Below are 26,799 nucleotides of genomic sequence, written 5' to 3' on the forward strand. Positions count from 1 at the left end.
GGACTGAGCGGCGATCGCTACAGATTTTGTAGCAAATTTTGAAGGATTCTGACCATCGCTACTGCATTCCGCGACCGCCGCCACCGCGAGGAACGCCAACACCGCCTGAACCGGGAAATCATGGCCCCGGAAGTCCGCCTGATCGGCCCTGAGAACGAGCCCTTGGGTGTTGTGAGTCTTGCCGAGGCCTTGCGCCTTGCCGGTGAGCAGGACGTGGACCTGGTGGAAGTCGTGGCCGCGGCCAACCCGCCAGTCTGCCGCCTGATCGAGTACGGCAAGTTCAAGTACCACGAGCAGAAGAAGGCGGCCGAGGCGAAGTCGAAGCAGAAGGTCATCGAGGTCAAGGAAATCAAGTTCCGGCCCGGTACCGACGATGGCGACTACAACATCAAGATGCGCAACATCAAGCGCTTTCTTGAGGATGGCGACAAATGCAAGATCACGCTGCGCTTCCGTGGCCGCGAGATCACGCACCAGGAGCTGGGTCTGGCGTTGCTGCAGCGCATTCGCGACGAACTGGGTGACCTGATCATGGTCGAGCAGTTCCCGAAGCTGGAAGGCCGCCAGATGATCATGATGATCGCGCCGGGCCGCAAGAAGGCTGGCGGGGCTCCGAAGCCGGCAGCAGATGCCGCGCCGGCAGCGGCGCCCACGGCAACCGCCTGAGGCGTTTGCAGTAGGTAGACGGGTTTTGAAGCGATTTCGCCCCGGCCCGCATTTCGAAAGAAGTGCAGGCGGGGGCGAGATAAAGAAGTGTCTCGGGGCCAACAAGTCCGTGGAGTATCCGCGGCGCCTCACGAGCACAAACTAAAGGAGCATTCACATGCCCAAAATGAAGACCAAGAGCAGCGCGAAAAAACGTTTCCGCGTTCGTCCCGGTGGCACCGTCAAGCGCGGTCAAGCCTTCAAGCGTCACATCTTGACGAAGAAGACCACCAAGAACAAGCGTCACCTGCGTGGTGCAGTCGCAGTGCACGAGACCAACATGGTTTCGGTCGCCGCCATGCTGCCCGGTCGTGGCATTTAACTCAGACGAACAAGGAGTACACACATGCCTCGCGTCAAACGTGGTGTAACGGCTCGCGCCCGCCACAAGAAAGTTCTCGCACTCGCCAAGGGTTTCCGCGGTCGCCGCGGCAATGTCTTCCGCATCGCCAAACAGGCGGTGATGAAGGCCGGCCAATACGCCTACCGTGACCGCCGTACCAAGAAGCGCGTGTTCCGTCAGCTGTGGATTGCGCGTATCAACGCCGCCTCGCGTGAACTGGGCCTGACCTACAGCCAGTTCGCCAATGGCATCCGCAAGGCGGGTATCGAGATCGACCGCAAGATGCTTGCGGACATCGCCGTGCACGACAAGGCCGCTTTTGCCGGCATCGTGGAGCAAGTCAAGGCCAAGCTGGCTGCTTGATTTTGCACAGCAGGTCGCCGTCTCCGGACGGCTTCTTGCGCCCACGGCTCAAGGGCTGGCGCTTGAAAAGGCTCCAGCTCTTTTTTATTTCCCCTCGAAGATTTTTGTTGCTATGAACGAGTTGGACTCCCTGGTCGACACCGCACGCGCCGCTTTCGCCGAAGCGAAGACGCCCGCCGAACTCGAGAACGCCAAGGCGCAGTTCCTCGGCAAGTCGGGCCGCATCACCGAGCTGATGAAGGGCATGGCCGCGCTGAGTGTCGAAGAGAAGAAGTCCCGCGGCGCCGCGATCAACGTCGGCAAGCAGGCCATCGAGGCCGCGCTGACCGATCGCCGCCAGCAACTCGCCGACGAAGAACTCTCGCTGCAACTGCGCGCTGAAGCACTCGACGTGAGCCTGCCTGGCCGTCGCCGCGCCGGCGGCGGACTGCACCCCGTGAGCCGCACGCTGGAGCGCATCGAAGAGATCTTCTCGAGCATGGGTTTCGATGTGGCCGACGGCCCCGAGATCGAGAGCGACTGGCACAGCTTCACCTCGCTCAACAACCCGCCGAACCATCCTGCGCGTTCGATGCAGGACACCTTCTACGTCGACCTCAAGGGCGACGACGGCATTCCCTACAACCTGCGTCCGCACACCAGCCCGATGCAGGTGCGCTACGCACACCAGCACATCAAGAAGTACGCCGCCGAGTTCACCGCCGCCGCGGCCGACACCACCGGCACGGTGAAGGCGCCCGAGATTCGCGTGATCGCACCGGGCCGTACCTACCGTGTCGACAGCGACGCCACCCACTCGCCCATGTTCCACCAGTGCGAAGGCCTGTGGCTCGGCGAGAACGTCAGCTTCAAGGACCTGAAGGTCGTCTTCACCGATTTCTGCCGCACCTTCTTCGAGCGCGACGACCTCGTGCTGCGCTTCCGCCCGAGCTTCTTCCCGTTCACCGAGCCCAGCGCCGAGATCGACATCCAGTTCGCGAGCGGCCCGCTGGCCGGCCGTTGGCTCGAAGTGGCGGGTTCTGGCCAGGTGCACCCGAACGTGGTGCGCAACATGGGGCTCGACCCCGAGCGCTACATCGGCTTCGCTTTCGGCATGGGCCCCGACCGGCTCACCATGCTGCGTTACGGTGTGAACGACCTGCGCCTCTTCTTCGACGGCGACCTGCGCTTTCTTTCGCAGTTCCAGTAAGCACGTCCTTTCCACAGATAGAAAAACCAGATCGAGATCGAAGAGATGCAATTCCCGGAATCCTGGCTGCGCGAGTTCTGCAACCCGCCCCTCGACAGCGCCGCACTGGCCGAAACGCTCACCATGGGCGGCTTCGAGGTTGAAGAGCGCCGACCGGTGGCGCCGCCTTTCACGCGCATCGTGGTCGGCGAAATCAAGGAAGCCGTGCAGCACCCGAACGCCGATCGCCTGCGCGTGTGCCAGGTCGATGCGGGGCAGGGCGCCTTGCTCAACATCGTGTGCGGCGCGCCCAATGCGCGCGTCGGCATCAAGGTGCCATGCGCGCTCGTCGGCGCCGAACTGCCGCCGGGTGAAGACGGCAAGCCCTTCCTCATCAAGCTCGGCAAGCTGCGTGGTATCGAGAGCCAGGGCATGCTGTGCTCGGCGCGCGAACTCAAGCTCAGTGAAGACCACGGCGGCCTGCTCGAACTCGACGCCGACGCGCCCATCGGCGCCGACGTGCGCGATGTGCTCAAGCTCGACGACGCGCTGCTCACCCTCAAGCTCACGCCCAACTTGGCGCACGGCCTCAGCGTGTACGGTGTCGCGCGCGAACTCGCCGCGCTCACCGGCGCACCGCTGAAGACGCCGGCCATTGCGTCCGTGGCCACGTCGTTCTCCGACGTGCTGCCGGTCAAGGTCGAGGCGCCCGACCTGTGCGGCCGTTTCTCCGGGCGCATCGTGCGCGGCGTGAACACCAAGGTCGCCACGCCGGCCTGGATGATCGAGCGCCTTGCACGCTGCGGCCAGCGCAGCGTAACGCCGCTGGTCGACATCTCGAACTACGTGATGTTCGAGTACGGCCAGCCCAGCCACATCTTCGACCTCGACAAGATCCACGGCGGCCTCACGGTGCGATGGGGCAAGGCGGGCGAACAGCTCAAGCTGCTCAACGGCACGACGATCACCGTCGACGAGAAGGTCGGCGTGATTGCCGACGACCGCGAAGTCGAATCGCTCGCCGGCATCATGGGCGGCGACGCCACCTCGGTGTCGGACGACACGCGCAACATCTACGTCGAGGCCGCGTTCTGGTGGCCCGAGGCCGTGCAAGGCCGTTCGCGTCGCTTCAACTTCTCTACCGACGCCGGTCATCGCTACGAGCGTGGTGTCGATCCGAGCCGCACGGTGCAGATCATCGAGCGCATCACGCAGCTGATCGTCGAGATCTGCGGCGGCGAGGCCGGCAAGATGGACGACCAGACGCTGCGCCTGCCCGAGGCCGCGCCCGTCACGCTGCGCGTGGCCCGCGCCGCGCGCGTCATCGGCATGCCGCTGACCCAGGCGCAATGCGCCGATGCGCTCAAGCGGCTCGGTTTTGCCCTCGTGGAAGGCGAAGGCACGTTGACCGTCACGCCGCCGCCGCACCGCTTCGACCTGCTGATCGAAGAAGACCTGATCGAAGAAGTGGCGCGCCTGATTGGCTTCAACAACCTGCCGACGACCGCGCCGCTCGCGCCCATCACAGCCCGTGTTCGGCCCGAGGCGCAACGCAGCCGCTTCGCCGTGCGTCGCAGCGTCGCGGCGCTGGGCTATCAGGAAACCATCAACTTCAGCTTCGTCGAGGCGCACTGGGAGCAAGACCTGGCGGGCAACGCCAACCCGGTCAAGCTGCTGAACCCCATCGCCAGCCAGATGAGCGTGATGCGCTCGTCGCTGCTCGGTTCGCTGCTGCAGGTGCTCAAGTTCAACCTCGACCGCAAGGCGCCGCGCGTGCGTGTGTTCGAGCTGGGCCGCGTGTTCCTGCGCGACGACAGCGTTGTCACCACCGACAGCACCGTGCGGGGCGTGAACCAGCCCATGCGCGTGGCGGGCCTCGCCTGGGGCGATGCCGAGGCGTCGCGCTGGGATGGCAAGCCGCAGCGCGTCGACTTCTACGACGTGAAGGGCGATGTCGAGGCGCTGCTCGCACCTCGCGTGCCGACCTTCGAAGTGGCCGAGCATCCGGCGCTGCACCCCGGCCGTTCGGCCCGCGTGCTGCTGGACGGCCAAGCCATTGGCTTCATCGGTGAACTGCATCCGCGCTGGCGCCAGAAGTGGGATTTCACGCAGGCGCCTGTGCTGTTCGAACTCGACCTCGACGCTGTCACTGCACGGCCCGTGCCCGTGGCACAGCCGGTGCCCAAGCACCAGGCCGTCGAGCGCGACATCGCGGTGGTCGTGGCCGAAGCGGTGTCGCACGATGCGCTGATGCAGGCCATCCGCGCGGGCGCATCCGCATCGGGTCTGCTGCGCGACGCGACGCTGTTCGATATCTACCGCCCGCAACCTGTGCGCGAAGGCGCCGTGGTCGCGTCGGGCGCGCTGGCACAGGGCGAGAAGAGCATGGCCGTGCGCCTGACCTTCCAGAGCGACACCGCCACGCTGACGGACGAACAGGTCGAGCCTGCGGTCCGTGCAATCGTCGAACAACTGGGCGCCGCGTTGGGCGGCCGCTTGAGAGGATGAAGATGAACGCCGCCGAATTCACGCTCGAAGCCCTCGAAACGCCGGCGCTCACCAAGGCGCATCTGGCCGACCTGCTGTTCGAGCAGATCGGCCTGAACAAGCGTGAGTCCAAGGACATGGTCGAGGCGTTCTTCGAACTCGTGTCCGACAGCCTCATCGAGGGCACGGACGTGAAGATCTCGGGCTTTGGCAACTTCCAGATCCGCGTGAAGGCGCCGCGCCCCGGGCGCAACCCGCGCACCGGCGAAGCCATTCCGATCGGCGAGCGCCGCGTGGCCACCTTTCATGCGAGTGCCAAGCTCAAGGAGCAGATCCAGGGCAGCGTCGGGTCGCAGGACGGCACTTCCGAAGTCGAGTGGAGCCTGGGCGCGGAATAGTGCTTGGTGCTGTGCGGCCGCGTAGAGTAATCTATGAGGTTTCCCGCGCACAGTCTTGATTTCAATGGAGAAAACGCTCCCGCCGATTCCCGTCAAACGCTACTTCACCATCGGTGAGGTCGGCGAGCTCTGCGGCGTGAAGCCGCACGTGCTGCGCTACTGGGAGCAGGAGTTCACGCAGCTGCGCCCGATGAAGCGGCGCGGCAACCGTCGCTACTACCAGCACCACGAGGTGCTGATGATCCGTCGCATCCGCGACCTGCTCTACGACCAGGGTTTCACCATCAGCGGTGCGCGCAACAAGCTGCAGGAACTCACGCAGGGCGAGCGTGACCGCCGCAAGGCAGGCGAGGTGCCGCTCGAAGGCCTGGAGGCCATCGAGATCGGACAAGAGGAGTTCGACGCCGCCGTGCAGGACGAACCCGAGTCCACTGCAGGCGTGCAAACCGTCGATCTGTCGCAGTTGTTGCACCTTCGCCGCGAACTCTTTGAAATTCGTGAGCTGTTGACCGTCGGACATGGAATTTAGCCCGCTATAATCGAGAGCTTCGGTGTGTGGCGCAGCCTGGTAGCGCACTTGCATGGGGTGCAAGGGGTCGAAGGTTCGAATCCTTTCACACCGACCAACAAAACGTCCAAGGGCGTCCGGTTTCATCTACCGGACGCCCTTTTTCATTGGAGAGCTGGGCGCTGGATGTCCAAAACCGTACACTGAAATCCAGTGACAGCCAGCACAAATCGGGGGTACAGATGGGGGTTCAAGGCCTCAGTCCTGCATGGCCCGCCGCCTCGAGTGCGGGCTTGACGCTCTCCAAGGCACCGCCTCCGTCGCATGGGACCAGTGCGCCTGAGATGTACCCCGCGTACGGCGACCCCAGGAAGAGCGCCAGGTTGGCAATATCGTCCAGCGAGCCGAAGCGCTGCAGCGGCACATGTCCCAGCGCCGTGGCGTGGTCTTCCGGTGTCGGCGCCATCAGCTTCCTGAAGCCCTCCGTGCCTTCGATGGGGCCGGGCGATATCGAGTTGATGCGAATGCCTTCGCTCCCCCACTCCAGCGCCAGCACCCGCGTCAGCTGGTCCACACCGGCCTTGGCTGCGCAGGCGTGCGCCTGGTAGCGCATGGGGATGAAGGATTGCGGCGCGGTGATGTTGATCACGGCGGCGCCGGGTTTTCTCAAGTGCGCATGCGCCTGGCGCAGCACGTGGAAGGTGCCGACCAGGTCGATGTCGACCACCGTACGGAAACCGTTCGACGACATGTCCTTGGCCTCGCACAGGAAATTCCCTGCCGCGCCCGAGATGAGCACGTCGATCGGTCCGAAGCGTTCGACCGCCCCGGCGAACGCGCGGCCCACGGCATCGAAGTCGCGCACGTCGGCGCACACGCCGTGCACCTTGCCGCCGCCGATGCCCGCGAGCTGCGTGCATGCGTTGTCGACGTTCTCCTGCTTGCGGCTCGCCACCGTCACGGCGGCGCCTTGCCGCGCGAACGCCTGCGCGATGCCGAAGTTGATGCCGGTGGTGCCGCCGAACACGAAGACGTGGCGGCCGTTGAAGTCGAGATTCAATTGCATGAACGGTTCTTTCTTCTTGCGGGTCTCACACGAAGCGGGGCGCGCGCTTTTCGCGGAAGGCGGCGATGCCTTCGGCCGCATGAGTGGCCGCAGCTGCATCGACCATGAGCCGGTGCTCCATGTCGAGTTGCGCGCCCAGCGATCGCTCATGCGCACCGTCGACCAGCCGCTTGATGTGCGCCAGGGCCCCGGTCGCGCCTTGCGCCAGGGTCCGCGCCAGGCTCGCCGCGCGCGCGGCCAGTTCCTCGTCCGCGACGACCTCGTCCACGATGGCGAAGGCCAGGCACTGCTGCGCCGACAGCGGTGCATTCGTGAAGAAGATCTGCTTGGCACGCGCGGCGCCAGCGCGGCGCGCCAGCAGCCACGAGGCGCCCGCATCCGGCGTGAGGCCGATGGCCGAGTAGCCGCCGCGCAGCTTCATCGAGCCGGCCGCGAGCACGATGTCCGCACACAGCGCGAGGCCGATGCCACCGCCGCCCACCGGACCGTTGACGGCGCTGACCACCGGCACCGGCAGCGTGGCCAGCTTGTGGATGGCCGCATGGAGCGGGCCGATGAATTGTTCGAGCATCCGGGGCAGCTCGGCGCCAGCCTGGTCGAAGAAGGCGATGCTGCCGCCGGCGCAGAAGTGCTTGCCGTTCGCGCGCAGCAGCACGGCTCGCACTGCGGTGTCGGCTGCCACTTCGTCGATGCAGTCGATCAGCGCCTTCGATGCCTCGGGGTCCATGGCATTGGATTGCTCGGGCCGGTTCAGGACGATGGCGGCCACGTGGCCGTCGCGTTCGATCAGTACGGGTGCGGTCATTCTTTTGTCTTTCCTTATTCGGTTCAATCGCGTCGCTGCAGGATCGCCACCGACACCGCCGTGCCCAGCCCGCCGTTGTGCTGCAACGCCAGGCGCGCACCTTCGACCTGCCGCACGCCGGCCTGGCCGCGCAGTTGCGTGGTGAGCTCGGTGATCTGCGCGAGCCCCGTCGCGCCCAGCGGATGGCCCTTGGAGAGCAGCCCGCCCGAGGGGCACACGACCACCTGGCCGCCATAGGTGTTGCGCCCTTCACGCACGAAGCCGGTCAGTTCCTCCTCGGCACAGAAGCCGAGTGCCGCATAGCTCAGCAGTTCGTTGCTGACGAAGCAGTCGTGCAGCTCCGCCACGTCGATGTCCATCGGATCGACGCCGGCACGCGCATAGGCACGCTGTGCCACACGCTGCGTGGCGGCCCGGCTCAATGCATCGGGCACGTTGGGCGGCGTGAGGTCGGAGGCGATGTCGCTGCCCATCTCGTGCGCCAGGATCGCCACGTCGGTGCGCAGGCCATGGCGCCGCGCGAATTCGGGGCTGCACACGATCACAGCGGCAGCGCCGCAGCTCGGCGCACAGGCGTACAGCTTGCGCAGACGGCCCCAGACGGTGGGCGCGGCCAGCACCTCGTCGACCGTCAGCGGGTCGCGGAAGATCGCGAAGGGGTTGTGTCTGGCGTGCGTGCGCGCCTTGACGGCGACACGCGCAAACACCTCGTCGCTCAGTTCGAGTTCGCGCGCCGCCCATTCGAGCTGGGAGCCGAACATCAGCAGTGCGGGAGGAAGCGCCTGCTCTTCCTCGCTCAGGCCCATCGCGGCGATGACGCTGGCGCGGTGGTGTTCCAGTGGGTCCGCGTGCGTGGGGAAGATGCGGTCCAGCGCGCCGGGCCGCATCTCCTCGAAGCCGACCGCCAGCGCGCATTCCGAGACGCCCGACAGCACCGCCTGCCGCGCCAGGAACAGTGCCGACGATCCCGAGGCGCAGTTGTTGTTGACGTTGGTGATCGGGATGCCGGTGATGCCGACGCGGTAGAGCGCGCGCTCGCCCGAGCACGAGTCGCCGTAGACGAAGCTGGCGAAGGCCTGCTCCACCAGTGCGTAGTCGAGGCCGGCATCGGCCAGCGCGGCGCGCACTGCCTTTTCCGCCATCACGTCGTAGGCCTCGCTGCGGCCGGGGCGCACGAAGGGCACCATGCCGACGCCGGCGATCAGGGTTTGCTGGGTCATGGGATCTGTCCTGTCGCCTGTTCAGATGTTGCGGCCCTGCGCCGTCCAGTAGCGCGCGCGCAGGTCCTTCTTCAGGACCTTGCCGTTCGCACTGCGCGGCAGCGAGGCGATGAAGTCCACCGACTTGGGCGCCTTCACGCCGCCCAGCTTCTGCTTGCACAGCGCGATCAGTTCCTCGCCCGAGACCTGCGCGCCGGGCGTCAGCTCGACCACCGCCTTCACGGTTTCGCCCCACTCGGCATCGGGCACGCCGATGACAGCGCAGTCCTGCACCGCGGGGTGGGTCCAGATCACCTGCTCGACCTCGCTCGGGTAGACGTTGAAGCCGCCGCTGATCACCATGTCCTTCTTGCGGTCGGTGATGCGCAGGTAGCCGTCGCTGTCGATGTGCCCCACGTCGCCGGTGTGCAGCCAGCCGTCGACGATGGTCTCGGCGGTCTTCTCGGGCGCCTTGTAGTAACCCTTCATGACGAGGTCGCCATGCACGCAGATCTCGCCGGTCTCGCCGGCGCCGAGCGGCACGTTGTGCTCGTTCATGATCGCCACGCGGGTCAGCGGGCTCGCGCGGCCGCAGGACAGCAGGCGCGCGTCGCCGGCGAGCCGCCCGTCGACGAAGTTCTCTTCCGGCCGCTTGATCGCGATGGCGCCGGGCGCCTCGGTCTGGCCGTAGGCCTCCATCATCACGGGGCCGAACACCGCGATGGCGCGGCGCAGCTTCTCGGCCGACATCGGCGCGGCGCCGCACAGGAAGTATTTCAGCGAGGAGAAATCGCGCGTCTCGATGCCCGGCATGTCCAGCAGGCGGTAGATGACCGTGGGCGGCAGGAAGAACTCGGTCACGCGATGCTTCTCGATGGCATCGAGCAAGGCGGCGGGGTCGGGCTTGGTGAGCACCACCACCGTGCCGCCGCGCGCCGTGCAGGGTAGCGACAGCACGCCCGCCGTGTGGGTCATCGGAGCGGCGGCAAGGTTCACGCACTTCTCGTCGGCCCGGTAGCTGCAGGCGATCATGAACTGGGCGCAGAAGGCCTGGAAGCTGCGGTGCGTGTTCATCACGCCCTTGGGCAGGCCCGTGGTGCCGCCGGTGGGCATCACGGCGACGGTGTCGTCGGGCTGGTAGGCCACCTGCGGCTTGTTCGCCGGCTGGCCTTCGATCCATTCGGTGAGCCCGACTGCGCCCGGCACGGGACCTTCGATGCAGACGAACAGCTTGATCTTCGGCAGCTTCTCGCGCAACGCGTCGACGGCCGGTGCGAAGGCCTGCTGGAAGAACAGCACCTCGCAGTCGAAGCCTTCGAGCAGCTGCTGGTTCTCCTCGGCCGCGCCGCGCGGATTGACGGGCATCCACGCCATGCCGGCGCGCCACAGGCCCAGCGTGCAGGTCCACGGCACCGGGTGGTTGGCGGCCCAGACGGCCCCCACCTTCTCGCGCCCCATGCCCGCCGCCAGCAAGGCATTCGCGATGCGACACGAGAGCGTTCCGATGTCGTCGAAGCTGTAGGACTCGTCGTCCATCACGTAGGCGGGCGCTTGCGGATCGATCCCCCATCCGCGGTCGAAGAAATCAATGATGGCCATGGCGTGTCTCCTGTGGGCTTCTGGCTTGTCTCGGTGAGTGGCTCGGTGAACGGCTCAGTGAATGGAAGTCTGCCGGCGCGCGCGCTTTCTTTCGCCCCCCGAACAGAGGGGACACGAGGGTGCGCGCAGGTCTGCGCGCAGCCCGCTCACTCAGCCCAGACGACGGGCTCGCCCTGTCCTGCCCAGCGCTCGAAATGCGGGGCGTAGCGGGCTTCGAGCACGCTACGGCGCAGCTTGAGCGTGGGCGTCATGAGCCCGTTCTCGACCGTCCAGGGTTGTGCGGAGACGACCAGGAAGTCGAGCCGCTCGTGCGGGTCGAGCGTGGCGTTGATGCTCTGCCGCAGCGCGTCGAGCGATTGCACGAGCTCGGGACTGCGCACGGCATCCGCCGCCAGCAGCACGACGGCGAAGGGCTGCGGAAATCCGACGCCCGTCACGCAGCAGGCCTCGACCTGCGGATGGCCGCACAGCACGTTCTCGATGGGCGCGGGCGCCACGTACTTGCCCTTGCTGGTCTTGAAGGTCTCCTTGGCGCGGCCGGTGAGCTTCAGGTAGCCGTCGGCATCGATGTCGCCGACATCGCCGGTACGCAGGTAGCCGTCGTCGGTCATGACTTCGGCGGTGCGCTGCGGGTCGTTGAAGTAGCCGCGCATGTTGCCGGGGAAGCGGACCAGGATTTCGCCCTCGTCGGTGCGCCGCACTTCGGCGCCCGGGCGCGGCTGGCCCACGTAGCCCACGCGCCCCTTGCCGGGGCGGCTGGCATGCGTGCCCATGTTCTCCGTCATGCCGTAGATCTCGAGCAGTTCCAGGCCGAGGTCCAGGTACCACTGGTGCAGTTCCTGCGACAGCGGCGCCGCGCCCGAGAGCGCATAACGGGTCTCGGCCAGGCCCAGCTGGGTCAGCACCTGGCGGCGCACGGCCGGCCCCTTCTCGGGATCGGCCAGCATCGCGGCGAGCTGGGGCGGCGGAATGCGCGCCGCCACCGCCTGGCGGAACTTGCCCCACAGCCGTGGCACCGAGATGAAGAAGGTGGGCTGCGTGGCCTGCAGGTCGGCGACGAAGGTCTCGACGCTTTCGTTGAAGGTCACGCTGCAGCCGCTCACCAGCGAGATCATCTCGGAGAACATGCGGTCGGCGCTGTGCGCCAGCGGCAGGTAGGACAGCATGCGGTCCTGCGGGCCGAAGCCGTAGTCGTCCATCAGGATGCCCAGCGACGCGCCGAGCGTGCCGAAGCTGTGCATCACGCCCTTGGGTACGCCGGTGGTGCCGGAGGTGTAGACGATGGTGGCGAGTTCGTCGCCGCCGCGCGCGCGCTCGCCGGTCAGCGGCGCGGTGCGGGCGATCAGTGCGTCCCAGTCGGCCACGGGCTGCTGGGGCAGTTCGCCGCTCGCGCACAGCGGAAAGCGCACCACCGGCAGTCCTTCGGGGATGCCGACGCGCATCGCGCCCCAGTCGTCGGAGTCGAGCTTGCCCAGGAACAGCGCCCGGGCGCCCGAATGCTCGAGGATGTGGCGCACCGACGCCCCGGTGAGCGAGGGGTAGATCGGCACCGAGACATGCCCGGCCAGCATGATCGCGAAGTCGGCCAGGAACCACCAGGCGCAGTTCTTCGACAGGATCGCGACCCGCGAACCCGGCTCCCAGCCGAAGGACGTGAGGTGCGCGGCCATGCGCCGCGCCTCGTCGGAGGCTTGCGCCCAGGTGAAGTGGCGCGCCTGCCCGTCGCCCAGGGGCTGGGTCAGGTAGCGCTGGTCGCCGCGCTCCCGCACGTTGCGCTGCAGGGAGGCGATGGGGTCGAGGGGGGCGTGGATGTGCGGCATGTCGTGTCTCCGTTTATTGTGAATTTCCAGGTGGCTTCTTGCCCCTCTTTTTTCAGGCGACCGGCGTGAAGTACCGGATGTCGCCGATGTGGCCGGTCCGCTCGGGCGCCAGCACGGCGCGCACGCGCATGCCGGCCTTCACCGCGTCGAGATCGACCTCGCCGATGTAGTGCACCAGCGCGGTGTCGGCGCCGTCGAGCTGGATGAGGCCGACCACATAGGGCACCGGCATCTGCTGGAGCATGCCGGTCTCGCGCACCACGGTGAACGCCGTGAGCGTGCCGGTATCGGCCAGGTCGACCCACTCGGTCAGTTCCGCGAAGCACTCGTGACAGCTCATGCGCGGCGGCAGGTAGGTGCGCTCGCAGGCCGTGCAGCGGGTGCCGGTGATCTTTCTGTGGTCGCGCAGCGCGGCGAAGAAGCGGCCATTGGTGCGGCCCACGTCGTAGTTGATGTCCGCGTACAGCACCGGCTGGTGCAGAACCATCGGCGGGGCGTTTTCGAGTTCGGCGGGGTACATGTTCAGTCTCCTTGCGTGGGGTGGTCGCTGTCCACGGGGCACCAGTAGAGGATGTCGGTCATCAGGCCCTGGCGCTCTTCCTTCGGCCGGAACACCGCGCGCACGCGCATGCCGTTGCGCAGCTTGCCGGCCTCGACCTCGCCGATGAAGTGCCACAGGAAGCCCGTGGTCTTGCCGGGCGAATCGACCATCAGCTGGCCGACCGTCGAGCTGCCTTTTTTCACCGACAGGTCGTTGCTGTCGATGTAGGGCATGTTGAAGGTCATGAAGCCCGCGACGGTCGCCTCGGGCCCCATCTCGACCCAGTTCGGGTCCTCGAAGTTCTCGCCGTGGCACACGGTGCACACGGCTTGCGGTGGCAGCAGGCTGAAGCCGCAATGGCGGCAGACGATGCCCAGCAGCCGGCCGTTGTCGCGCATCTCGCGGGCGAAGCGGCCGTTGAACAGGCCGACGGGGTAGTCCATGAAGAACGACGTGCGCAGCCGCGTGGGCGGCACGGGAACGGGGTGATTCGATTCAGTGCTCATGGCTTGTCCTTGGAAAGAAGCAGCAGCGGCGTCCAGCCGGTGCCGCCGAAACCGGTGGCGATGCCCCGCCGGGGCTCGCGCGGCACCTGGTGCGCGCCGGCGTCGCCGCGCAGTTGCAGCGCCAGCTCGCCGTAGCGCTGCGTGGTGGAGGTCACGCCGCCGTTGGTGGAAGTGACGCCACCCGACGGGTTGATGGGCAGCACGCCGTCGATGGCGGTGGCGCCGCTGGCGGCCATCTTCCAGGCCTGGTTCGGCTCGGCCAGGCCCATGGCCTCCATCCACACCAGCTCGGCCCAGGTGCAGGGCTCGTACATCTCGACCACGTCGAGCTGCTTGGCGGGGTTCGTGATGCCGTTGCGCTTGTAGAGGATCTCGCAGGCCTTCTGCAGGCTGGGCAGGGTGCAGTGCTCTTTCGGCGCGATGAAGTCCTGCAGCGCCGACCAGTGCTGCGCCGAATGCAGGCTGACCATGTCCTGGACCCAGACGGGCTTGTCGGTGATCTGGTCCACCACGTCCTCGCTGGCGAAGATGATGGACGCCGAGCCCTCGGTGATGGGGCACATGTGCAGGTGCCGCATCGGCGCGGTGAGCATGGGCGACTTCATCACGTCCTCGACGGTCAGAGGCTCGCGCAGGTGGGCGTAGGGGTTGAGCATCGCGTTGCGCGCCGCCTTGACGCGGGTGAGGGCCACGGCCTCCTCGGTGCAGCCCGACAGCTTCGCGTACGCGGCGGCCATCAGCGACAGGGTGCCGACGGCACCGATGGCGCACCACTTCTCGGTGAGCGCGTGCACCCCGGACGAAATCGCAGCCTGCAGGAACGGCCCGCGCGGCATCACGTCCGGCGGCGGGCCGACGAACTTGGCGGTGGTCGAGACCAGTGCCACGTCGCAGGCGCCCGCGGCCACATGGTGGATGGCCGACAGCGCGGCAGAGCCCCCGACGGTGCCGCCGGTCTCGATCTTGACCAGGGGCTTGCGCCAGTGGCCCACGAAATCCGCCAGCTCCATTTCGGATTCCGCGGTGCCCGAGACCCAGTCGATGTCGCCCAGCACGATCTCGTCGACCTGCTTGAGGGTGATGCGTGCGTCGTCCAGCGCGCGGCGTACACCCTGGTTGGCCAGCTCCGCCTTGGTCAGCGGGCTGTGCGCGCTCATTTCGGTCTGGCCGAAGCCGACGATGGCAACACGGCGCTTCATGGCGTGGCTCCCAGGATCATGACTTGCTGGAACTGGCCGGCCGGGCCTGCGGCGAGCTGCGCCAGGCCGGTGCGCGCGCCGTCGACCTGCCGGGCACCGGCCTCGCCGCGCAACTGCGCAACGATCTCGGCGATGCGCTGGATGCCGATGGTGGTGTGGCAACACCCCGCCAGCGCGCCGCCGGACGGGTTCACCGGATGGCGCCCGCCGCGTGCGCTCGCCCCCGATTCAAGCAGCCGGGCGCCCTGGCCCGGCTCGCACAAGCCCAGGCCCTCATAGGCCATCAGCTCCTGGTACGCGAACTCATCCGTCACTTCGAACACATCCACCTCCTTGCGCGGGTCGCTGATGCCCGCCATCCGATACGCCTTGTGCGCTGCCATCGTCATCACCTCGGCTTCGGCCAGGTCGCGGTCACCGAGGAAATAGCCGTCGCAGCAGTTGGCCAGCCCCTGGATCCACACCGGTTTGTCCGTGAGCTGGCGGGCACGCGTTTCGTTGGCCAGCAGCATCACGGTGGCGCCATCGCCCAGGGGACGCGTCTGCAGCGCGGTGATCGGATCGGCCAGCAGCCTGGAACCCATCACGTCGGCCACGCTGAAGTCACCCGAGCGCAAGGCCAGCGGGTTGTCCCTGGCATTGCGCAGGTTCTTCGCCGCCACGGCGGCGAACTGCTCGGGCGCGATGCCGTATTTGTGTCCATAGCGCTGGGCCTGCAGCGCGGCGGCCTGCACGTTGTCCAGGCCGAGCGGGCGGCAGAAGAAGGGATCGAAGGACTTGTTCTCGACCGCGTTGCCGGCGCCGGCGGCGGTCGAGTCCTGGCCGATGGCCACGACCAGCACGGTCTCGAATTCGCCTGAGGCGATCTGCCAGACCGCTTCCAGCACGCCGACGGCGCCGTCCTGGTCCACCTTCTCGTCAGAGCGCAGATTGCCGCCGGCGACGTCGATCACCAGCGCGGCGGAAAAGGGCCGGCAGATGCGCGAGTGCTCGTGGCAGATCAGGCTGGCGTCGATGCCGCCCTTCTCGTAGGCCGGCAGGAAGCGCAGGCCGGTCTCCTGCAGCACGGGCTGGATCGCCCGGTAGGCCAGCTCTTCGGGCGAGTACGCCCGCTTCTCGCTGTAGTTGACTTGTGCCATCGACACGATGGCAACTCGGTTGGACATGGTCATCCTCTCTTGGTTGAACGGGCGTGGCCCTGCGTCGTGCAGATCACGGGCAGTTGGACGGCGCGGGATTTCCGGCGAACCGGTCCGCCATCCAGTCCAGGGCGATGGGGTAGCCCAGCAGCATCCCGGTCGCGTGCTCGGTGATGCCGATGGTTCGGAAACTCACCTTCGCGCCACCGGCGCACCAGGCGGTGAAGGTCTTCTTCGTGTTCTCGTAGGGCACGATCTCGTCGAGCAGGCCGGCGTAGATCAGCGCGGGCGCGGCCGGCGTGGCGGTGCCGGTGCGCTGCTGCTGGAAGCGCGCCTTCCAGTCGGGACGATCCAGGATGCCGGGCCCGTCGACCATCACCGCGTCGCTCAAGCCCGGATAGCTGGCGGCCATGGCGAGCAGGCACTTGTTGTTGCGCGCTTCGGCCATCACGGACTTGCCGTAGGCGGTCAAGATTCCGTCAAGGTTGAGTTCGGGGTACGCCGCATTCAGCCCCACCATCAGGTACGGAATCGCGCCACCGAAGAGGCCGCCGTTGTGGGCTGCGTACAGGCCGTCGACGCTCGACGGCCCGGCGCCCGAGGCCACACCCTTGACCTTCAACGCCGGCGCGTAGCTCGGCTGCAGTTCGGCTGCTACGGCCGAGGCGTGCCCGCCCTGCGAGTAGCCGACGAGACCGACCGGCGCCTGGACCGACAGGTTCGCTCCGCCCAGTTGCTGCGCCGCGATCACGGCATCGAGCATCGCCCGGCCCGTGGGCGCGGCCACGCCGTAGGGGTGATCGCCCGGTGTGCCCAGGCCCTGGTAGTCGGTCATCGCGATGGCCCAGCCGCGTGCCAGCGTCCAGCCGATGGGACCGGCGATGGCCTCGTACTCGGTGCCGATGGCGAGCTGGTGCGAAGGGGCGCAGCGGTCCGCGACGCCCTGCGTGCCCGAGGCCCACCCGATGATCGGTCGCGGCGAGGACTGGAACCAGGGCAGCCACGGCACCATCACGTTGCCCGTGACGGCGATGGGGTTGCCGTTGACGTCGGTCGACTTGTACATGATCTGCCAGCCCCAGGCGGGCAGCCCCAGCGGCACATAGGGCCGCGAACGGATGAGCGTGCCGTGTGGCCCCTCGGGCAGCGGCGACGGCGGCGCGTAGAAGGCGTCGGTGGCCGGGTCCTGCAGCGGACCGGCCACGGCGGCGGCCGAGACGCCCAGGCAGAGCATCAGCGCGGCCATCCACCGGCCCAGCATCCGCCCCAAGGACCGGATGCGGCAGGCCAGCGGCAGATTCATCAAGCGATTCATTCGTTGTCTCCTGTTGTGTTGTTCTTCAGTGCCATGGACCGACGTGCGGCGAGGTTTCAGATGCCTCGGAACGCGGGTGCGCGCTTCTCGCCATAGGCGGCAAGGCCTTCGCGGAAATCGTGGGAACGGGTGTGCTGCAGGCATTCGAGCTGCTCGTCGCGCAGCGCCAACTCCAGCGTCTGGTCCATGGCGCGATCGGCGACCGCCTTCATGCGGCGCAGCACCAGGGGGCTCTTGGCCGCCATTCGCGTGGCCATGGCGGTCACCGCCGATTGCAGCTCTGCATCGGCCACCACCTCGTTGAGCAGGCCCCAGGCCTGCATCTGCGCGGCGCTCATCAGGTCGCCGGTGAAGAGCAACTGCTTCGCGCGCTCCAGGCCGATCCGCCGGGGCAGCACCGCCGCACCGCCGCCACCGGGGAACACGCCGAAGTTCGCATGGCCGTCACCAATCTTCGCGCTCGCCGCGCCCACCAGAAGGTCGCAGCACATCGCCAGTTCCAGCCCGCCGGCAATCGTCAAGCCGTTCAGCGCACCGAGGACGGGCTTGGGCATGTGGCGCAGCAGCGAAAGCGTCGACAGCGTCAGGTCGGAGAAATTCGGTTCGCCGGGGGCGGCGTCCATCGCGCCGCGCAGGGCCTTGAGATCGGCACCGGCGCAGAAGGCCCGGCCCGCACCGGTCAGCACCAGCACCTTCTGCGAAGCGTCGGCCGCGATCTCCGCCAGGGCCGTCGACAGCTCCTGCAGCATCTGCAGGTTGACCGCGTTGAGTTCCGCCGGGCGATCGAGCGTGATCCATGCGACGGACTCGCGCTTTTCGTGGATGATGGTCTGGTAAGTCATGGCTGTCTGTCTCCTTGCATGGACGCGTCACCATGGTGCTGCGACGCCCTGGCCGGCGCACCCCTCGTAGCGAGGGGGCGGGTTGTCCAGCAGGGGGCAGGCGGCGTCGCTCCCTAGAATCCGGGCCGGAAGGAGACACCCGTTTGCCGCTCGATCACCTTCTGATTCCCACCAAGTTCGCCCCGCCGCGCATCAGCCCGCAATCGACCGCGCGCAGCCGCCTGCTGTCGCGCTTGAAAGAAGCGCGCGACAGCCGGCTGACGCTGGTGTGCGGCAGTGCGGGGTTCGGCAAGACGACCCTGCTGGCGCAGTGGCGCCAGGAACTGCTGAAAGCCGGCGCGCATGTCTCCTGGCTGTCGCTGTCTCCGGAAGAACAGCACTTTCCGCAGTTCCGTGCCTACCTCGTCGGTGCGCTGCAGCAGGCCGGGCTGGCCGTGGAGGACGGGACCGCGCTGCCCGCGCAGGCCCGCGCCGAACTGCCGGTGGCCCAGACTGTCGCCACCATCGTCGATGCGGCCTGCCAGTCGGGCAAGGAGCTGTTTCTCTTCATCGACGACTACCACCATGTCGACGATGCGCTGACGCACGCGCTGGTGCAGGGCCTGCTGGACCATTGCCCCGACGAGCTGCATCTGGTGCTCGCCTCGCGGACCCATCCGCCGCTCGCGGTGAGCCGCATGCGCCTGACCGGCGAGCTGAGCGAGATCGCGCTGGCGGAGTTGCCCTTCGATTTCCAGGAGACACAGGACTTCCTGGTCAAGCAGCTCGGCGAGGTCTCGCCCGACGATGCGCGCCTGATCCACGACATCACCGACGGCTGGCCGCTGTGCGTGCAGATGATCTGCATCCGGCTCAAGCGCGCGCCGGGCAACCGGGCGCTGCTGTCGCAACTGCTGCACCACCGCAGCGACCTGCAGCGCTACCTGTCGGAAGACGTGGTGCGCGACCTGGCCCCCGAGCTCGTCGATTTCATCGAGAAGATCTCGGTCTGCCGGCGCTTCAATGCCGACCTGGTGCGGCACGTCACCGGCAACCCGCAGGCGCGCGTGCTGCTCGACCAGCTGGAACGCGACAACCTCCTGCTACTGCCCGTGGAGATCGACAGCCCTTCGCCGTGGTACCGCCTGCATCCCCTGTTCGCCAGCTTCCTGCTGGACCGCCTGACGCAGCGCGATCCGCAGGGCGTGCGCGAAGCCCATGCGCGCGCGAGCCATTGGTTCGAGACGCACGGGTCGCTGATCGAGGCCCTGCGGCACGCCTACCACGCGGACGATCTCGAGGCCGCGGCCCGCCTCGTGGAGCGCGCCGAGCTGCCGATACGCAGCATGAGCTTCATCAGCACGCTGCAGCGCTGGATGAACCAGCTCCCGGCCGAAGCGCTGATGGCCCATCCACGGCTGCTCGTGCTGGGCTGCTGGGCACTGGTGGCCATCTGCCGCTGGCGAGATGCGCAGGCGTGGCTCGACCGGCTCGAGCAAGGACAGGCGGGGCTGGCGCCCGAGTTCGCCCTGCATGCGCGCTACCTGCGCGCCAGCATCGCGCTGCAACGCGACGACACCGATGCCGCGCTCGCTCTGGTTGCGCCTTCGGATTTCGACGCCTTGCAGGCCCGCTTCCTGCGCCAGGCCCACCTGGCCATCCTCAGTTTCGCGTACTGCGCGGCGGGCCGCTACGCCGACGCACGCAGCTTGCACCGCAACCTGGCACGCCTCTCACGAGCCGAGCTGCTGGACGACATGGCGCTGGTGGCCGAATCGACCTTGCTGCTCAGCCACTTGCTGGAAGGCACCAACACAGAAGCCGTCCGCATCGCCGGGCCGCTGGTCGTGCGCGCAGAAGACGCACACGGCCGCCGCTCGGTGTCCGCCGTCAACTGCGCAGCCTTCGCGGCCGATGCGTACTACGAAGCCGACCGGCTCGCCGAAGCCCGCGAAGTGCTGGCACACCGCCTGGACCTGTTGCGCTTCTCGTCGCCGGAGCCGATGATCCGCGCGTTGATTGCGCGCAACCGGCTGGCCGCGGTGCGGCTGTCGCCGGCAGAGACGCTGCATGGCCTGGAGGAAGACGAAGCCCAGTGCCGCGAGCAGGCCCTCGACCGGCCGTTGGCGCATGTGCTGGCCGAACAGGCCCGCATCCAGCTGCTGCTGGGCCACAGGCAGGCTGCGCAAGACCTGCAGGCCGAACTCGATGCGCTGGCCGCGCGCCATCGCGGCGCCGCGGGCTTCCTGGCGGAAATCGACGCCATCGCCGCGCTGGCATCGGCGCGCCTTGCACTGGTCAATGGCAACGCGGAGGTGGCGCTTGCAGCTGTCCAGCGGCTGCGCCAGCACGGCATCGCGTTCGCACGCCAGAAGAGCGTGGTGCTGGCCGACCTGCTGTCAGGATGCGGCTTCGACCAGATAGGGCGCAGCGCGGAGTCCAGGCACAGCCTGATCGTCGGCATCGAGGCCGCGCAGCGACTGGGCCTTGTGCGCACGGTGCTGGACGAAGGCGGGGCACTGCCGACTCTGCTGCGAAAACTGCTGCCGACGCTCGAGGCCGGCGGCGTCAGAGACTACCTGGCTGATGTTCTTCGACGCGCCGATGCCGCGCAGCCAGGTGGCGGCCTTCCGGGCAAAGAAGTCGGGGCGCTTGCCACGCAGGACCCGGGCATCAAGCCGCGCGAGATCGAGATCCTGCAGTTGCTCGGACAGTCCATGTCGAACAAGCGCATCGCCCTGACCCTGAACATCACGCTCGAAACCGTGAAGTGGAACCTGAAGAACATCTTCGCCAAGCTCGGCGTGGCGAGTCGCTATGACGCGGTGATGGCGGCGCGCAAGCACGGTCTGATTGACTGAAATACCGGCCCTGCGCGGGTTGCCCTCGAAAAGAGGGGTGATTGCGGTTCCGCGGCACACCAGAATCTCCAGGCAGGGTCTGCAAATCGGACTCCACACAGGAGAGTGCATGACGCGAGAAGAAACCACGGCACCCGTTCCGGAGATGCTGCCTGGCGACGAGGAGCGCGAGATGCTGCGCGACAGCCTGCGCCGCCTGCTCGAACGGCTGTGGCCCGCCGAGCGCGCCGTGGCGCTGGCTGCCGACGCGCAGGCGGTCGCTTCGATCTGGCGCGCGCTGGCGGAACAGGGCGTGGCGAGCCTGGGCCGCGACCCGCTCGAAGGTGGCTTGCGCGAGATTGCTGTGGCGCTGGAAGCGTTGGGCCGTGCGGGATGCCCCGCGCCGCTGATCGGCGCCGCGCTCGCGAACATCGCGCTGTCGCCCCTGCGAAACCATTCGGAGGACACGGCGGTGTTGCTGGATGCCCTCCACCGCGGCGATGCCACCGTCGCCTTCTCGCTGGGCAGCTTCGACGGCGATCCACGCGCGGGAGCGCTTCACCGGATCGACGGCCGGCTGCAGGGCCGCGTGGCCTTCGTCGAGGGCGCGGCGGCGGCCACCCATCTGCTGGTGCTGGTCGATGAGGGGCCATCGCTGGCGATCGTGCCGCGAGACACCCCCGGCCTCACGATCGAAGAGACACCGGGCCTGGCAGTCCCGCCCCTGGCATTGCTGACTTTCAACCATGTGGCCGCGCCTTCCGTCACGCTGACTCAGCGACTGGCCGAAGACCTGCACCAGATCGCAGGGCTGGCCTTGCTGGCGCGCGCGCTGGGTGCCGCGCGGCGTGGCTTCGACATGGCAGTCGACCATGCGAAGGAGCGTCGCCAGTTCGGGCAACCCATCGGCCGCTTCCAGGCGCTCCAGCACAAGCTCGCGAACGGGCTGATGAGCCTGGAGGCCGCGAGGCTGCTGCTGAACAACGCAGCGCGCGGCCACGACCTCGGCACGGACACCTGGCGCATGCTCGGTGCGAGCGCCCGCGCCTTCTCCGGCCCGGCGCTGCGCCAGGTGGCGCTGGAGGTGCACCACACCTTCGGCGCCATCGGCTACTCGGAGGAGCACGAGGCGCCCCGGCATTTCCGTCGCATCCACGCCGACCTGGGGCGCCTGGGCGGTGTCCGTCGGGCGCGAGAGCAATTGGCCGAGGCTTTGATCGACCGGGGCCAGGCACTCCCCGAGCAGGACCTGGGCGCCGCGGGCAATGCCTTCCGCACGGAGGTGCGCGACTGGCTCAAGGACAACTGGCACCCGGAGAACCAGGCACGCGGCGACGACCGTCCGTACGAGGAATGGGGCTTCGACACCCGGTTCACCGCGCTGCTGGGCCGCAAGGGCTGGAACAACCTGAGCTGGCCCAAGGCCCACGGCGGCGAAGGCCGCTCGCCGCGCGAGCAACTCGCCTTCATGGAAGAGATCCAGCAGGCCGGCGCACCGATGGGCGGCCGCGGCGACATCCAGGCCCACGCGCTCATGGCATTCGGCACGCCCGCTCAGAAAGCCGAGTTTCTGCCCGGCCTTGCACGTGGCGACATCACCTTCTGTCTCGGCTACAGCGAACCCGGCTCCGGCTCCGACCTCGCCTCGATGCAGACCACGGCCGAGCGCGACGGCGACGAATGGGTGATCAACGGGCAGAAGATCTGGACCACCGCCGCCGAGAAGGCCGACTACATGTGGCTGGCGGCACGCACCAACCGGACCGCGGCCCGCCCACACGCCGGCATCAGCCTGTTCATCGTGCCCATGAAGACCCCGGGTCTCACCGTCCGCCCGTCGATGGCGATGTATGGCCACACTTTCTGCCAGGAGTTCTTCGACAACGTGCGGATTCCGGCCGATGCGCTGGTCGGCGAACTCAACCAGGGCTGGAAGATCCTGACCTCCGCGCTGGCCACCGAACGGATGATGATGGGCAGCTTCATCGCCAATGCGCGCGCCGAGTTCGAGCACTTGGTCCGATGCGTGCGCGACGCCGATGGCAACCCGGAGCCCGTCGGAACGGACGGCGCCGTGCGCGACCGCATCGGCGCGCTCGCGGCCCAGGTGGAGGCCGGTCGGCAGCTGTTCATGCACAGCGTCGACATGGCGGAAAAAGGCGGCGTTCCCATCCATGAAGCGGCCATGAGCAAGGCCTTCACCGGCGAGTTGCTGGAGCAACTGGGTCAGGCCTCGCTCGACATTCTGGGCACCGCGGTAACGCTGTGCGAGGGGGCGAAGGGTGCGGTGGCCGCAGGCCGGTTCGAACAACTGCTGCGCTACTCGATCCTGGTCGTGATCGGAGGCGGCACAGCGGAAATTCAGCGCAACATGATCGCCCAGCATGGGCTGGGGTTGCCGCGGTCCTGACGCACGTCCGTTATCGCACATAGGCGGCCTGGAGACCAAGGCTCCACCGTGGAGCCTCGAGTTCGAGCAGCAAAGAAGCGGGCGCTGGTGTGGCGCGAACCTTCTCGTGAAATTTCTACAGGAGCGATACCTCGTACAGCCGCCATTCGGGGGCATCGCCTGTCGCCGAGCCCATAGGCTACTGGTGCCAAGCAGCGCCAGTTCACCTGCCGGCAATCACCGGCAGCAATCACTGCGTAGTCGCCTTGCGTCGACGCCCGGTTCGGGCCCATCCCGGACCTTCGATTCGAGTGTCCGCTTTGGGGAAGGCTCGACGACCGCAATGGGCGCATTGCGGTCGTCCAGGACTTCGACAAGCGGTCACTCACCATGCGCAAGGTGACCGACCGGTTTGGAGAAGAGCGGCTGGCGGCTGTGCGCCCTTAACGGCTGTACAAATTTCTCGAAAGCGGCCGTTCAACGCGACGAGGCAGGTTTGATCTTCGGAAGATCGGCGGTCTCAGGCGGCAGCCACGACGATTCCGGGCGATGGGGGCGTGCACCGTCTCGCGACGCATCACTTGCGGCACGCATCATCCTTGCCATGCGAAAGCAAGCAGTTGACAAATCGCCCCAAAAGGTTGGCGTGCAGATTGCGCCCCATTTTGTCGGGACGCAGATATCGTTCGCTGTGTTCAGGACGCTGCTGCTCCTAGTGCTGTGGCCAGTACGTTGGCTAGGCCGCGCCCGGCGCTGCCGTCCTTGTCAAGGCTTGGGTTGTAGATGGTGACCTCGAGGCCCACGGCCTTGCCACTCGCAAGGGCAGCCCGAAGCACGGCCTCCAATTCGCCCCAGGACAACCCGCCCGGCACGCGGAAATCGACGGCAGGCATGATTGCGTCGTCGAGGCAATCGGCATCGAGATGGATGAAGAAGCCGTCCAACTCCTCTCGCGTCAGATGGTCGACCGCTTCACGCGCTGCGGCCTCGATGCCCATCGCATGCACGGCAGGAAGGTCGATCGCCTTGAGCGCTTTGGGAAGCGGCTGGCTTCCGTACGCCTCTTGATCCTCGTGATCGCGATACGCGAACGCGACGACATCCTCAGGATGGACCAGAGGACCGCGACCTTCCAGGTCGGTCAGGTGCGACGGGCCGTAGCCGGTGACGAAAGCCAGGTCCATCGAGGCGCCTTCGCCATTGGGCTCCGCCTCGGGCTGGAAGAAATCGGCGTTGCCATCGATGAAGAGCAGGCCGTAGCGGCCGCGTCGTCGAAGGGCGAGCATCGAGCCCAGCACGATCGTGCAATCACCGCCCAGAACGATCGGAAATTCGCCCGCGTCAAGCACCGCTTCCACCGCATCGGCAAGCCTGGGCGACCACGCCGCAATGGCCCCGGCATTCAGGGTGCCGGTTCCGGGATCGGGCGTGGGGTGCTTCGCAGGCACCGCCAGCCGTCCGGCACGGCGTGCATGGACGCGCTTCGCAAGACCCAGACCAAGGAGCTGGTCAGGCAAGCGCTCCACGCCATCCGTCGCCAGGCCCAACGTGGAGGGGGCTTCGAGAATTGCATAGGGAAGAGTCTGCATGAGTGCCTCCGTTAGAGACCATCGAAGTAGGTCGCTGTCTGGAACTTGTGATTCCATCTTAGATAGTGCGCGAGCACACCACCCCTGTTCGTATCGTGCCCGCTCGGTTGGCCACACCGCCACATCGCGCTTTCCTATCACTCACCGGTATAAGGCAACCGTCCACGTAGCCCGCCTGCTACAGATCACGTCGGTTCTGCTCGCGCGCTGTGTCGATGAAGGCGCTGCCGGCCGGTACTGAACGGTACGGCGCGATATGAAGCGGACCTCCTTCAAGTCATATCTACCAGTTTTCTGGGATAGCGCGAGGGGCGTGGGATTGACACACTTGGAAACGTTGCCTGCAACCGTGACATCCAAATAAATCTCACCCATGTCGGCGCCTGTCCCATCCCGTCGCTTCTTCAATCAGCATCGGCACTTCTTGCCCGCACCACTCGCAAGCGTTCTTTGGCATGGGCTCCGCGCGAATCGCGAGCCGCCTACTTGTAGTCTTGAGTCCGCCCGACTGCGCCAGATCGCGCTGAGCGCCATGATGGTCCTCGGCGTGGCCGCCTGCGGTGGGGGCGGAAATGGCAGCAGTTCGCTCCCTGCCTTCTGGGCAGCGGCCCCGGTCCCGGCCCCGGCGCCTCCCGCATCACCGGAAGCACCCGCACCCGCACCCGCAGCCCCCACGCCAACCTACAAGATCAGCGGCACGGTCAAGGGCCTGCTTGGCACGGGCCTGGTGCTGCAGAACAACGCCGGTGACGACCTGAGCATTGCAGCCGACGGCAGCTTCAGCTTCGCCGCTGAAGTCGCCAGCGGTTCGCGTTACGCGGTCACGGTCAAAAGCCAGTCCCGGATCCTGACCCGGGTCTGTACCGTCAGGCAAGGCACCGGCACGGTCGCGGATGTGGCCATTGCCGACGTGGCCGTGGTCTGTGCTGCGCCCGCGGCGCGCTTCGCCTATGCGACGAATTCAGTGTCCGACAACTTGTTTCCCTACACCGTCGACGTCAGCACTGGCGCGTTGGGATCGATGGCCGCGCCGATGCCGGGGACAGGGCAGACTCCCGTCGCCATCACCGCGGACCCCGCGGGCCGCTTTGCCTACGTGGTGAATTCAGGCGACAACACCGTGTCCGCCTATGCCATCGGTGCCGGCACCGGCGTCCTGACGCCGTTCGCCACCATAGCCACGGGCGCGATGCCCATGTCCATGGCCGTGGACCCGACGGGCCGCTTTGCCTACGTGACGAACACGGGCGCCCGCAGCGTGTCGACCTACACCATCGATGCCGGCACCGGCGCATTGAGTCCGATGGCCGTGCCGGTGGTGACCGCAGGGTCGACACCCCACGCCATCGCCGTGGACGCCACAGGCCAGTTTGCCTACGTGACGAATCTGGGCGACAACACCGTGTCGGCCTATGCCATCGATGCCAGCTCCGGCGCGTTAAGCCCGCTGGCCGCGCCGACGGCGCCCACGGGAAACGGCCCGCGCGCCATGGCCCTGGATCCCATGGGCCGGTTTGCGTACGTCGTGAACATGGTCGACGACACGGTATCGGCCTACGGCATCGATGCAAGCTCCGGCGTCTTGACGCCGATGCCGACCGTTGCCACAGGGCGCGCCCCCAGCGCCATCGCAGTGGACACCTCAGGCCGTTTTGCCTACGTGGTGAACATGGCCGGCAACTCCGTGTCGGCTTACCACATCAATGCCAGCACCGGCGCGTTGACGCCCATGGCAATGCCGACGGTGGCCGCACGCGCGTCCCCTGCCGCCATTGCCCTGGACCCCACGGGTCGCTTCGCATACGTCACGAACTACAACTCCAAGGACGTGTCGGCCTACACCATCGATGCCGACACAGGGGCCTTGGCGCCCATGGCTGTGTCGACGGTGGCGACTGGGGGGATCGGCCCAACGTCCCTGGGCTTGTCTCGATAGCATTTCGGAATTCTTGGTCGACCCGCCGGCAATTTCTACGCCGCCCGAGAAAGTCTGCATTTA

22 protein-coding genes and 1 tRNA gene are annotated in these 26,799 nt (G+C 67.2%); 11 read left to right on the top strand and 12 right to left on the bottom strand.

From position 1 onward, the window contains the following. Positions 1 to 45 precede the first annotated feature (45 nt). The 8 genes from infC to D3H34_RS14080 all read left to right on the top strand — a co-directional run bounded on the left by infC (position 46) and on the right by D3H34_RS14080 (position 6,090). Positions 46 to 666: a translation initiation factor IF-3 gene (gene infC, locus D3H34_RS14045; protein ID WP_119554128.1), complete on the top strand. Its 621-nt coding sequence runs from the start codon at positions 46 to 48 to the stop codon at positions 664 to 666. A gap of 157 nt (positions 667 to 823) precedes the next feature. Next, positions 824 to 1,027 carry a 50S ribosomal protein L35 gene (rpmI, locus tag D3H34_RS14050; protein ID WP_007832497.1) on the top strand — a complete coding sequence of 68 codons (204 nt, stop codon included), beginning with the start codon at positions 824 to 826 and terminating at the stop codon, positions 1,025 to 1,027. A 24-nt stretch (positions 1,028 to 1,051) separates the two neighbouring features. Then, complete coding sequence (rplT, locus tag D3H34_RS14055) at positions 1,052 to 1,411, top strand: 50S ribosomal protein L20 (protein WP_012747009.1); 360 nt, start codon at positions 1,052 to 1,054, stop codon at positions 1,409 to 1,411. A gap of 112 nt (positions 1,412 to 1,523) precedes the next feature. Further along, positions 1,524 to 2,600 carry a phenylalanine--tRNA ligase subunit alpha gene (pheS, locus tag D3H34_RS14060; protein ID WP_119554129.1) on the top strand — a complete coding sequence of 359 codons (1,077 nt, stop codon included), beginning with the start codon at positions 1,524 to 1,526 and terminating at the stop codon, positions 2,598 to 2,600. Between the two features lie 45 nt (positions 2,601 to 2,645). Further along, positions 2,646 to 5,087, top strand: coding sequence for a phenylalanine--tRNA ligase subunit beta (pheT, locus tag D3H34_RS14065; RefSeq protein ID WP_119554130.1), 2,442 nt, complete (start codon positions 2,646 to 2,648; stop codon positions 5,085 to 5,087). Positions 5,088 to 5,089: 2 nt separating this feature from the next. After that, positions 5,090 to 5,464 (top strand): integration host factor subunit alpha, encoded by a 375-nt coding sequence (locus D3H34_RS14070; protein ID WP_119554193.1) that lies wholly within the window; start codon positions 5,090 to 5,092, stop codon positions 5,462 to 5,464. A gap of 64 nt (positions 5,465 to 5,528) precedes the next feature. Further along, positions 5,529 to 5,993, top strand: a complete 465-nt coding sequence (locus D3H34_RS14075; protein ID WP_119554131.1) for a MerR family transcriptional regulator — start codon at positions 5,529 to 5,531, stop codon at positions 5,991 to 5,993. Between the two features lie 20 nt (positions 5,994 to 6,013). Further along, positions 6,014 to 6,090 (top strand) — tRNA-Pro (locus D3H34_RS14080). 132 nt (positions 6,091 to 6,222) lie between these two features. Here the strand turns inward: D3H34_RS14080 and D3H34_RS14085 are convergent. The 11 genes from D3H34_RS14085 to D3H34_RS14135 all read right to left on the bottom strand — a co-directional run bounded on the left by D3H34_RS14085 (position 6,223) and on the right by D3H34_RS14135 (position 18,003). Then, a complete protein-coding gene (locus D3H34_RS14085; RefSeq protein WP_119554132.1) occupies positions 6,223 to 7,038 on the bottom strand; it encodes an SDR family oxidoreductase in 816 nt (271 codons plus the stop codon). Between the two features lie 25 nt (positions 7,039 to 7,063). Next, the gene (locus D3H34_RS14090; RefSeq protein WP_119554133.1) at positions 7,064 to 7,843 is read right to left on the bottom strand and encodes an enoyl-CoA hydratase/isomerase family protein; all 780 of its coding nucleotides are present in this window, start codon (positions 7,841 to 7,843) and stop codon (positions 7,064 to 7,066) included. Positions 7,844 to 7,866: 23 nt separating this feature from the next. Next, complete coding sequence (locus tag D3H34_RS14095; RefSeq protein ID WP_119554134.1) at positions 7,867 to 9,063, bottom strand: thiolase C-terminal domain-containing protein; 1,197 nt, start codon at positions 9,061 to 9,063, stop codon at positions 7,867 to 7,869. A 21-nt stretch (positions 9,064 to 9,084) separates the two neighbouring features. Then, positions 9,085 to 10,641 carry a class I adenylate-forming enzyme family protein gene (locus D3H34_RS14100; protein ID WP_119554135.1) on the bottom strand — a complete coding sequence of 519 codons (1,557 nt, stop codon included), beginning with the start codon at positions 10,639 to 10,641 and terminating at the stop codon, positions 9,085 to 9,087. 146 nt (positions 10,642 to 10,787) lie between these two features. Then, on the bottom strand, positions 10,788 to 12,461 hold the full coding sequence (locus D3H34_RS14105) for an AMP-binding protein (protein WP_119554136.1): 1,674 nt from the start codon (positions 12,459 to 12,461) through the stop codon (positions 10,788 to 10,790). Between the two features lie 52 nt (positions 12,462 to 12,513). Then, positions 12,514 to 12,981: a Zn-ribbon domain-containing OB-fold protein gene (locus tag D3H34_RS14110; RefSeq protein WP_119554137.1), complete on the bottom strand. Its 468-nt coding sequence runs from the start codon at positions 12,979 to 12,981 to the stop codon at positions 12,514 to 12,516. A gap of 2 nt (positions 12,982 to 12,983) precedes the next feature. After that, the gene (locus D3H34_RS14115) at positions 12,984 to 13,508 is read right to left on the bottom strand and encodes a Zn-ribbon domain-containing OB-fold protein (protein WP_119554138.1); all 525 of its coding nucleotides are present in this window, start codon (positions 13,506 to 13,508) and stop codon (positions 12,984 to 12,986) included. Beyond that, on the bottom strand, positions 13,505 to 14,707 hold the full coding sequence (locus tag D3H34_RS14120; protein ID WP_119554139.1) for a thiolase C-terminal domain-containing protein: 1,203 nt from the start codon (positions 14,705 to 14,707) through the stop codon (positions 13,505 to 13,507). The genes D3H34_RS14115 and D3H34_RS14120 overlap by 4 nt, the downstream gene beginning before the upstream one ends. Beyond that, positions 14,704 to 15,873: a thiolase family protein gene (locus D3H34_RS14125; protein WP_286185719.1), complete on the bottom strand. Its 1,170-nt coding sequence runs from the start codon at positions 15,871 to 15,873 to the stop codon at positions 14,704 to 14,706. The genes D3H34_RS14120 and D3H34_RS14125 overlap by 4 nt, the downstream gene beginning before the upstream one ends. A gap of 46 nt (positions 15,874 to 15,919) precedes the next feature. Next, on the bottom strand, positions 15,920 to 17,161 hold the full coding sequence (locus tag D3H34_RS14130; protein WP_167481196.1) for a lipase family protein: 1,242 nt from the start codon (positions 17,159 to 17,161) through the stop codon (positions 15,920 to 15,922). A 56-nt stretch (positions 17,162 to 17,217) separates the two neighbouring features. Further along, positions 17,218 to 18,003, bottom strand: a complete 786-nt coding sequence (locus D3H34_RS14135) for an enoyl-CoA hydratase/isomerase family protein (protein ID WP_119554142.1) — start codon at positions 18,001 to 18,003, stop codon at positions 17,218 to 17,220. A 143-nt stretch (positions 18,004 to 18,146) separates the two neighbouring features. Here D3H34_RS14135 and D3H34_RS14140 point away from each other — a divergent pair, with 143 nt between their 5' ends. Both D3H34_RS14140 and D3H34_RS14145 read left to right on the top strand, forming a co-directional pair. Beyond that, a complete protein-coding gene (locus D3H34_RS14140; RefSeq protein ID WP_119554143.1) occupies positions 18,147 to 20,843 on the top strand; it encodes a winged helix-turn-helix domain-containing protein in 2,697 nt (898 codons plus the stop codon). Positions 20,844 to 20,952: 109 nt separating this feature from the next. Continuing rightward, positions 20,953 to 23,232 (top strand): acyl-CoA dehydrogenase family protein, encoded by a 2,280-nt coding sequence (locus tag D3H34_RS14145; protein ID WP_119554144.1) that lies wholly within the window; start codon positions 20,953 to 20,955, stop codon positions 23,230 to 23,232. 674 nt (positions 23,233 to 23,906) lie between these two features. On the opposite strand, the gene D3H34_RS14150 is transcribed toward D3H34_RS14145, so the two are convergent. After that, complete coding sequence (locus D3H34_RS14150) at positions 23,907 to 24,800, bottom strand: arginase family protein (RefSeq protein WP_119554145.1); 894 nt, start codon at positions 24,798 to 24,800, stop codon at positions 23,907 to 23,909. Positions 24,801 to 25,332: 532 nt separating this feature from the next. Here D3H34_RS14150 and D3H34_RS14155 point away from each other — a divergent pair. Further along, the gene (locus D3H34_RS14155) at positions 25,333 to 26,736 is read left to right on the top strand and encodes a lactonase family protein (RefSeq protein ID WP_167481197.1); all 1,404 of its coding nucleotides are present in this window, start codon (positions 25,333 to 25,335) and stop codon (positions 26,734 to 26,736) included. Positions 26,737 to 26,799: the final 63 nt, after the last annotated feature.

This window comes from Acidovorax cavernicola, from assembly GCF_003581445.1.

Coding starts and splice junctions, on each gene's coding strand:
- rpmI (WP_007832497.1), top strand. CDS start 824: ATGCCCAAAATGAAGACCAAGAGCAGCGCGAAAAAACGTTTCCGCGTT.
- rplT (WP_012747009.1), top strand. CDS start 1,052: ATGCCTCGCGTCAAACGTGGTGTAACGGCTCGCGCCCGCCACAAGAAA.
- pheS (WP_119554129.1), top strand. CDS start 1,524: ATGAACGAGTTGGACTCCCTGGTCGACACCGCACGCGCCGCTTTCGCC.
- pheT (WP_119554130.1), top strand. CDS start 2,646: ATGCAATTCCCGGAATCCTGGCTGCGCGAGTTCTGCAACCCGCCCCTC.
- D3H34_RS14070 (WP_119554193.1), top strand. CDS start 5,090: ATGAACGCCGCCGAATTCACGCTCGAAGCCCTCGAAACGCCGGCGCTC.
- D3H34_RS14075 (WP_119554131.1), top strand. CDS start 5,529: ATGGAGAAAACGCTCCCGCCGATTCCCGTCAAACGCTACTTCACCATC.
- D3H34_RS14085 (WP_119554132.1), bottom strand. CDS start 7,038: ATGCAATTGAATCTCGACTTCAACGGCCGCCACGTCTTCGTGTTCGGC.
- D3H34_RS14090 (WP_119554133.1), bottom strand. CDS start 7,843: ATGACCGCACCCGTACTGATCGAACGCGACGGCCACGTGGCCGCCATC.
- D3H34_RS14095 (WP_119554134.1), bottom strand. CDS start 9,063: ATGACCCAGCAAACCCTGATCGCCGGCGTCGGCATGGTGCCCTTCGTG.
- D3H34_RS14100 (WP_119554135.1), bottom strand. CDS start 10,641: ATGGCCATCATTGATTTCTTCGACCGCGGATGGGGGATCGATCCGCAA.
- D3H34_RS14105 (WP_119554136.1), bottom strand. CDS start 12,461: ATGCCGCACATCCACGCCCCCCTCGACCCCATCGCCTCCCTGCAGCGC.
- D3H34_RS14110 (WP_119554137.1), bottom strand. CDS start 12,981: ATGTACCCCGCCGAACTCGAAAACGCCCCGCCGATGGTTCTGCACCAG.
- D3H34_RS14115 (WP_119554138.1), bottom strand. CDS start 13,508: ATGAGCACTGAATCGAATCACCCCGTTCCCGTGCCGCCCACGCGGCTG.
- D3H34_RS14120 (WP_119554139.1), bottom strand. CDS start 14,707: ATGAAGCGCCGTGTTGCCATCGTCGGCTTCGGCCAGACCGAAATGAGC.
- D3H34_RS14125 (WP_286185719.1), bottom strand. CDS start 15,873: ATGTCCAACCGAGTTGCCATCGTGTCGATGGCACAAGTCAACTACAGC.
- D3H34_RS14130 (WP_167481196.1), bottom strand. CDS start 17,161: ATGAATCGCTTGATGAATCTGCCGCTGGCCTGCCGCATCCGGTCCTTG.
- D3H34_RS14135 (WP_119554142.1), bottom strand. CDS start 18,003: ATGACTTACCAGACCATCATCCACGAAAAGCGCGAGTCCGTCGCATGG.
- D3H34_RS14145 (WP_119554144.1), top strand. CDS start 20,953: ATGACGCGAGAAGAAACCACGGCACCCGTTCCGGAGATGCTGCCTGGC.
- D3H34_RS14150 (WP_119554145.1), bottom strand. CDS start 24,800: ATGCAGACTCTTCCCTATGCAATTCTCGAAGCCCCCTCCACGTTGGGC.
- D3H34_RS14155 (WP_167481197.1), top strand. CDS start 25,333: ATGATGGTCCTCGGCGTGGCCGCCTGCGGTGGGGGCGGAAATGGCAGC.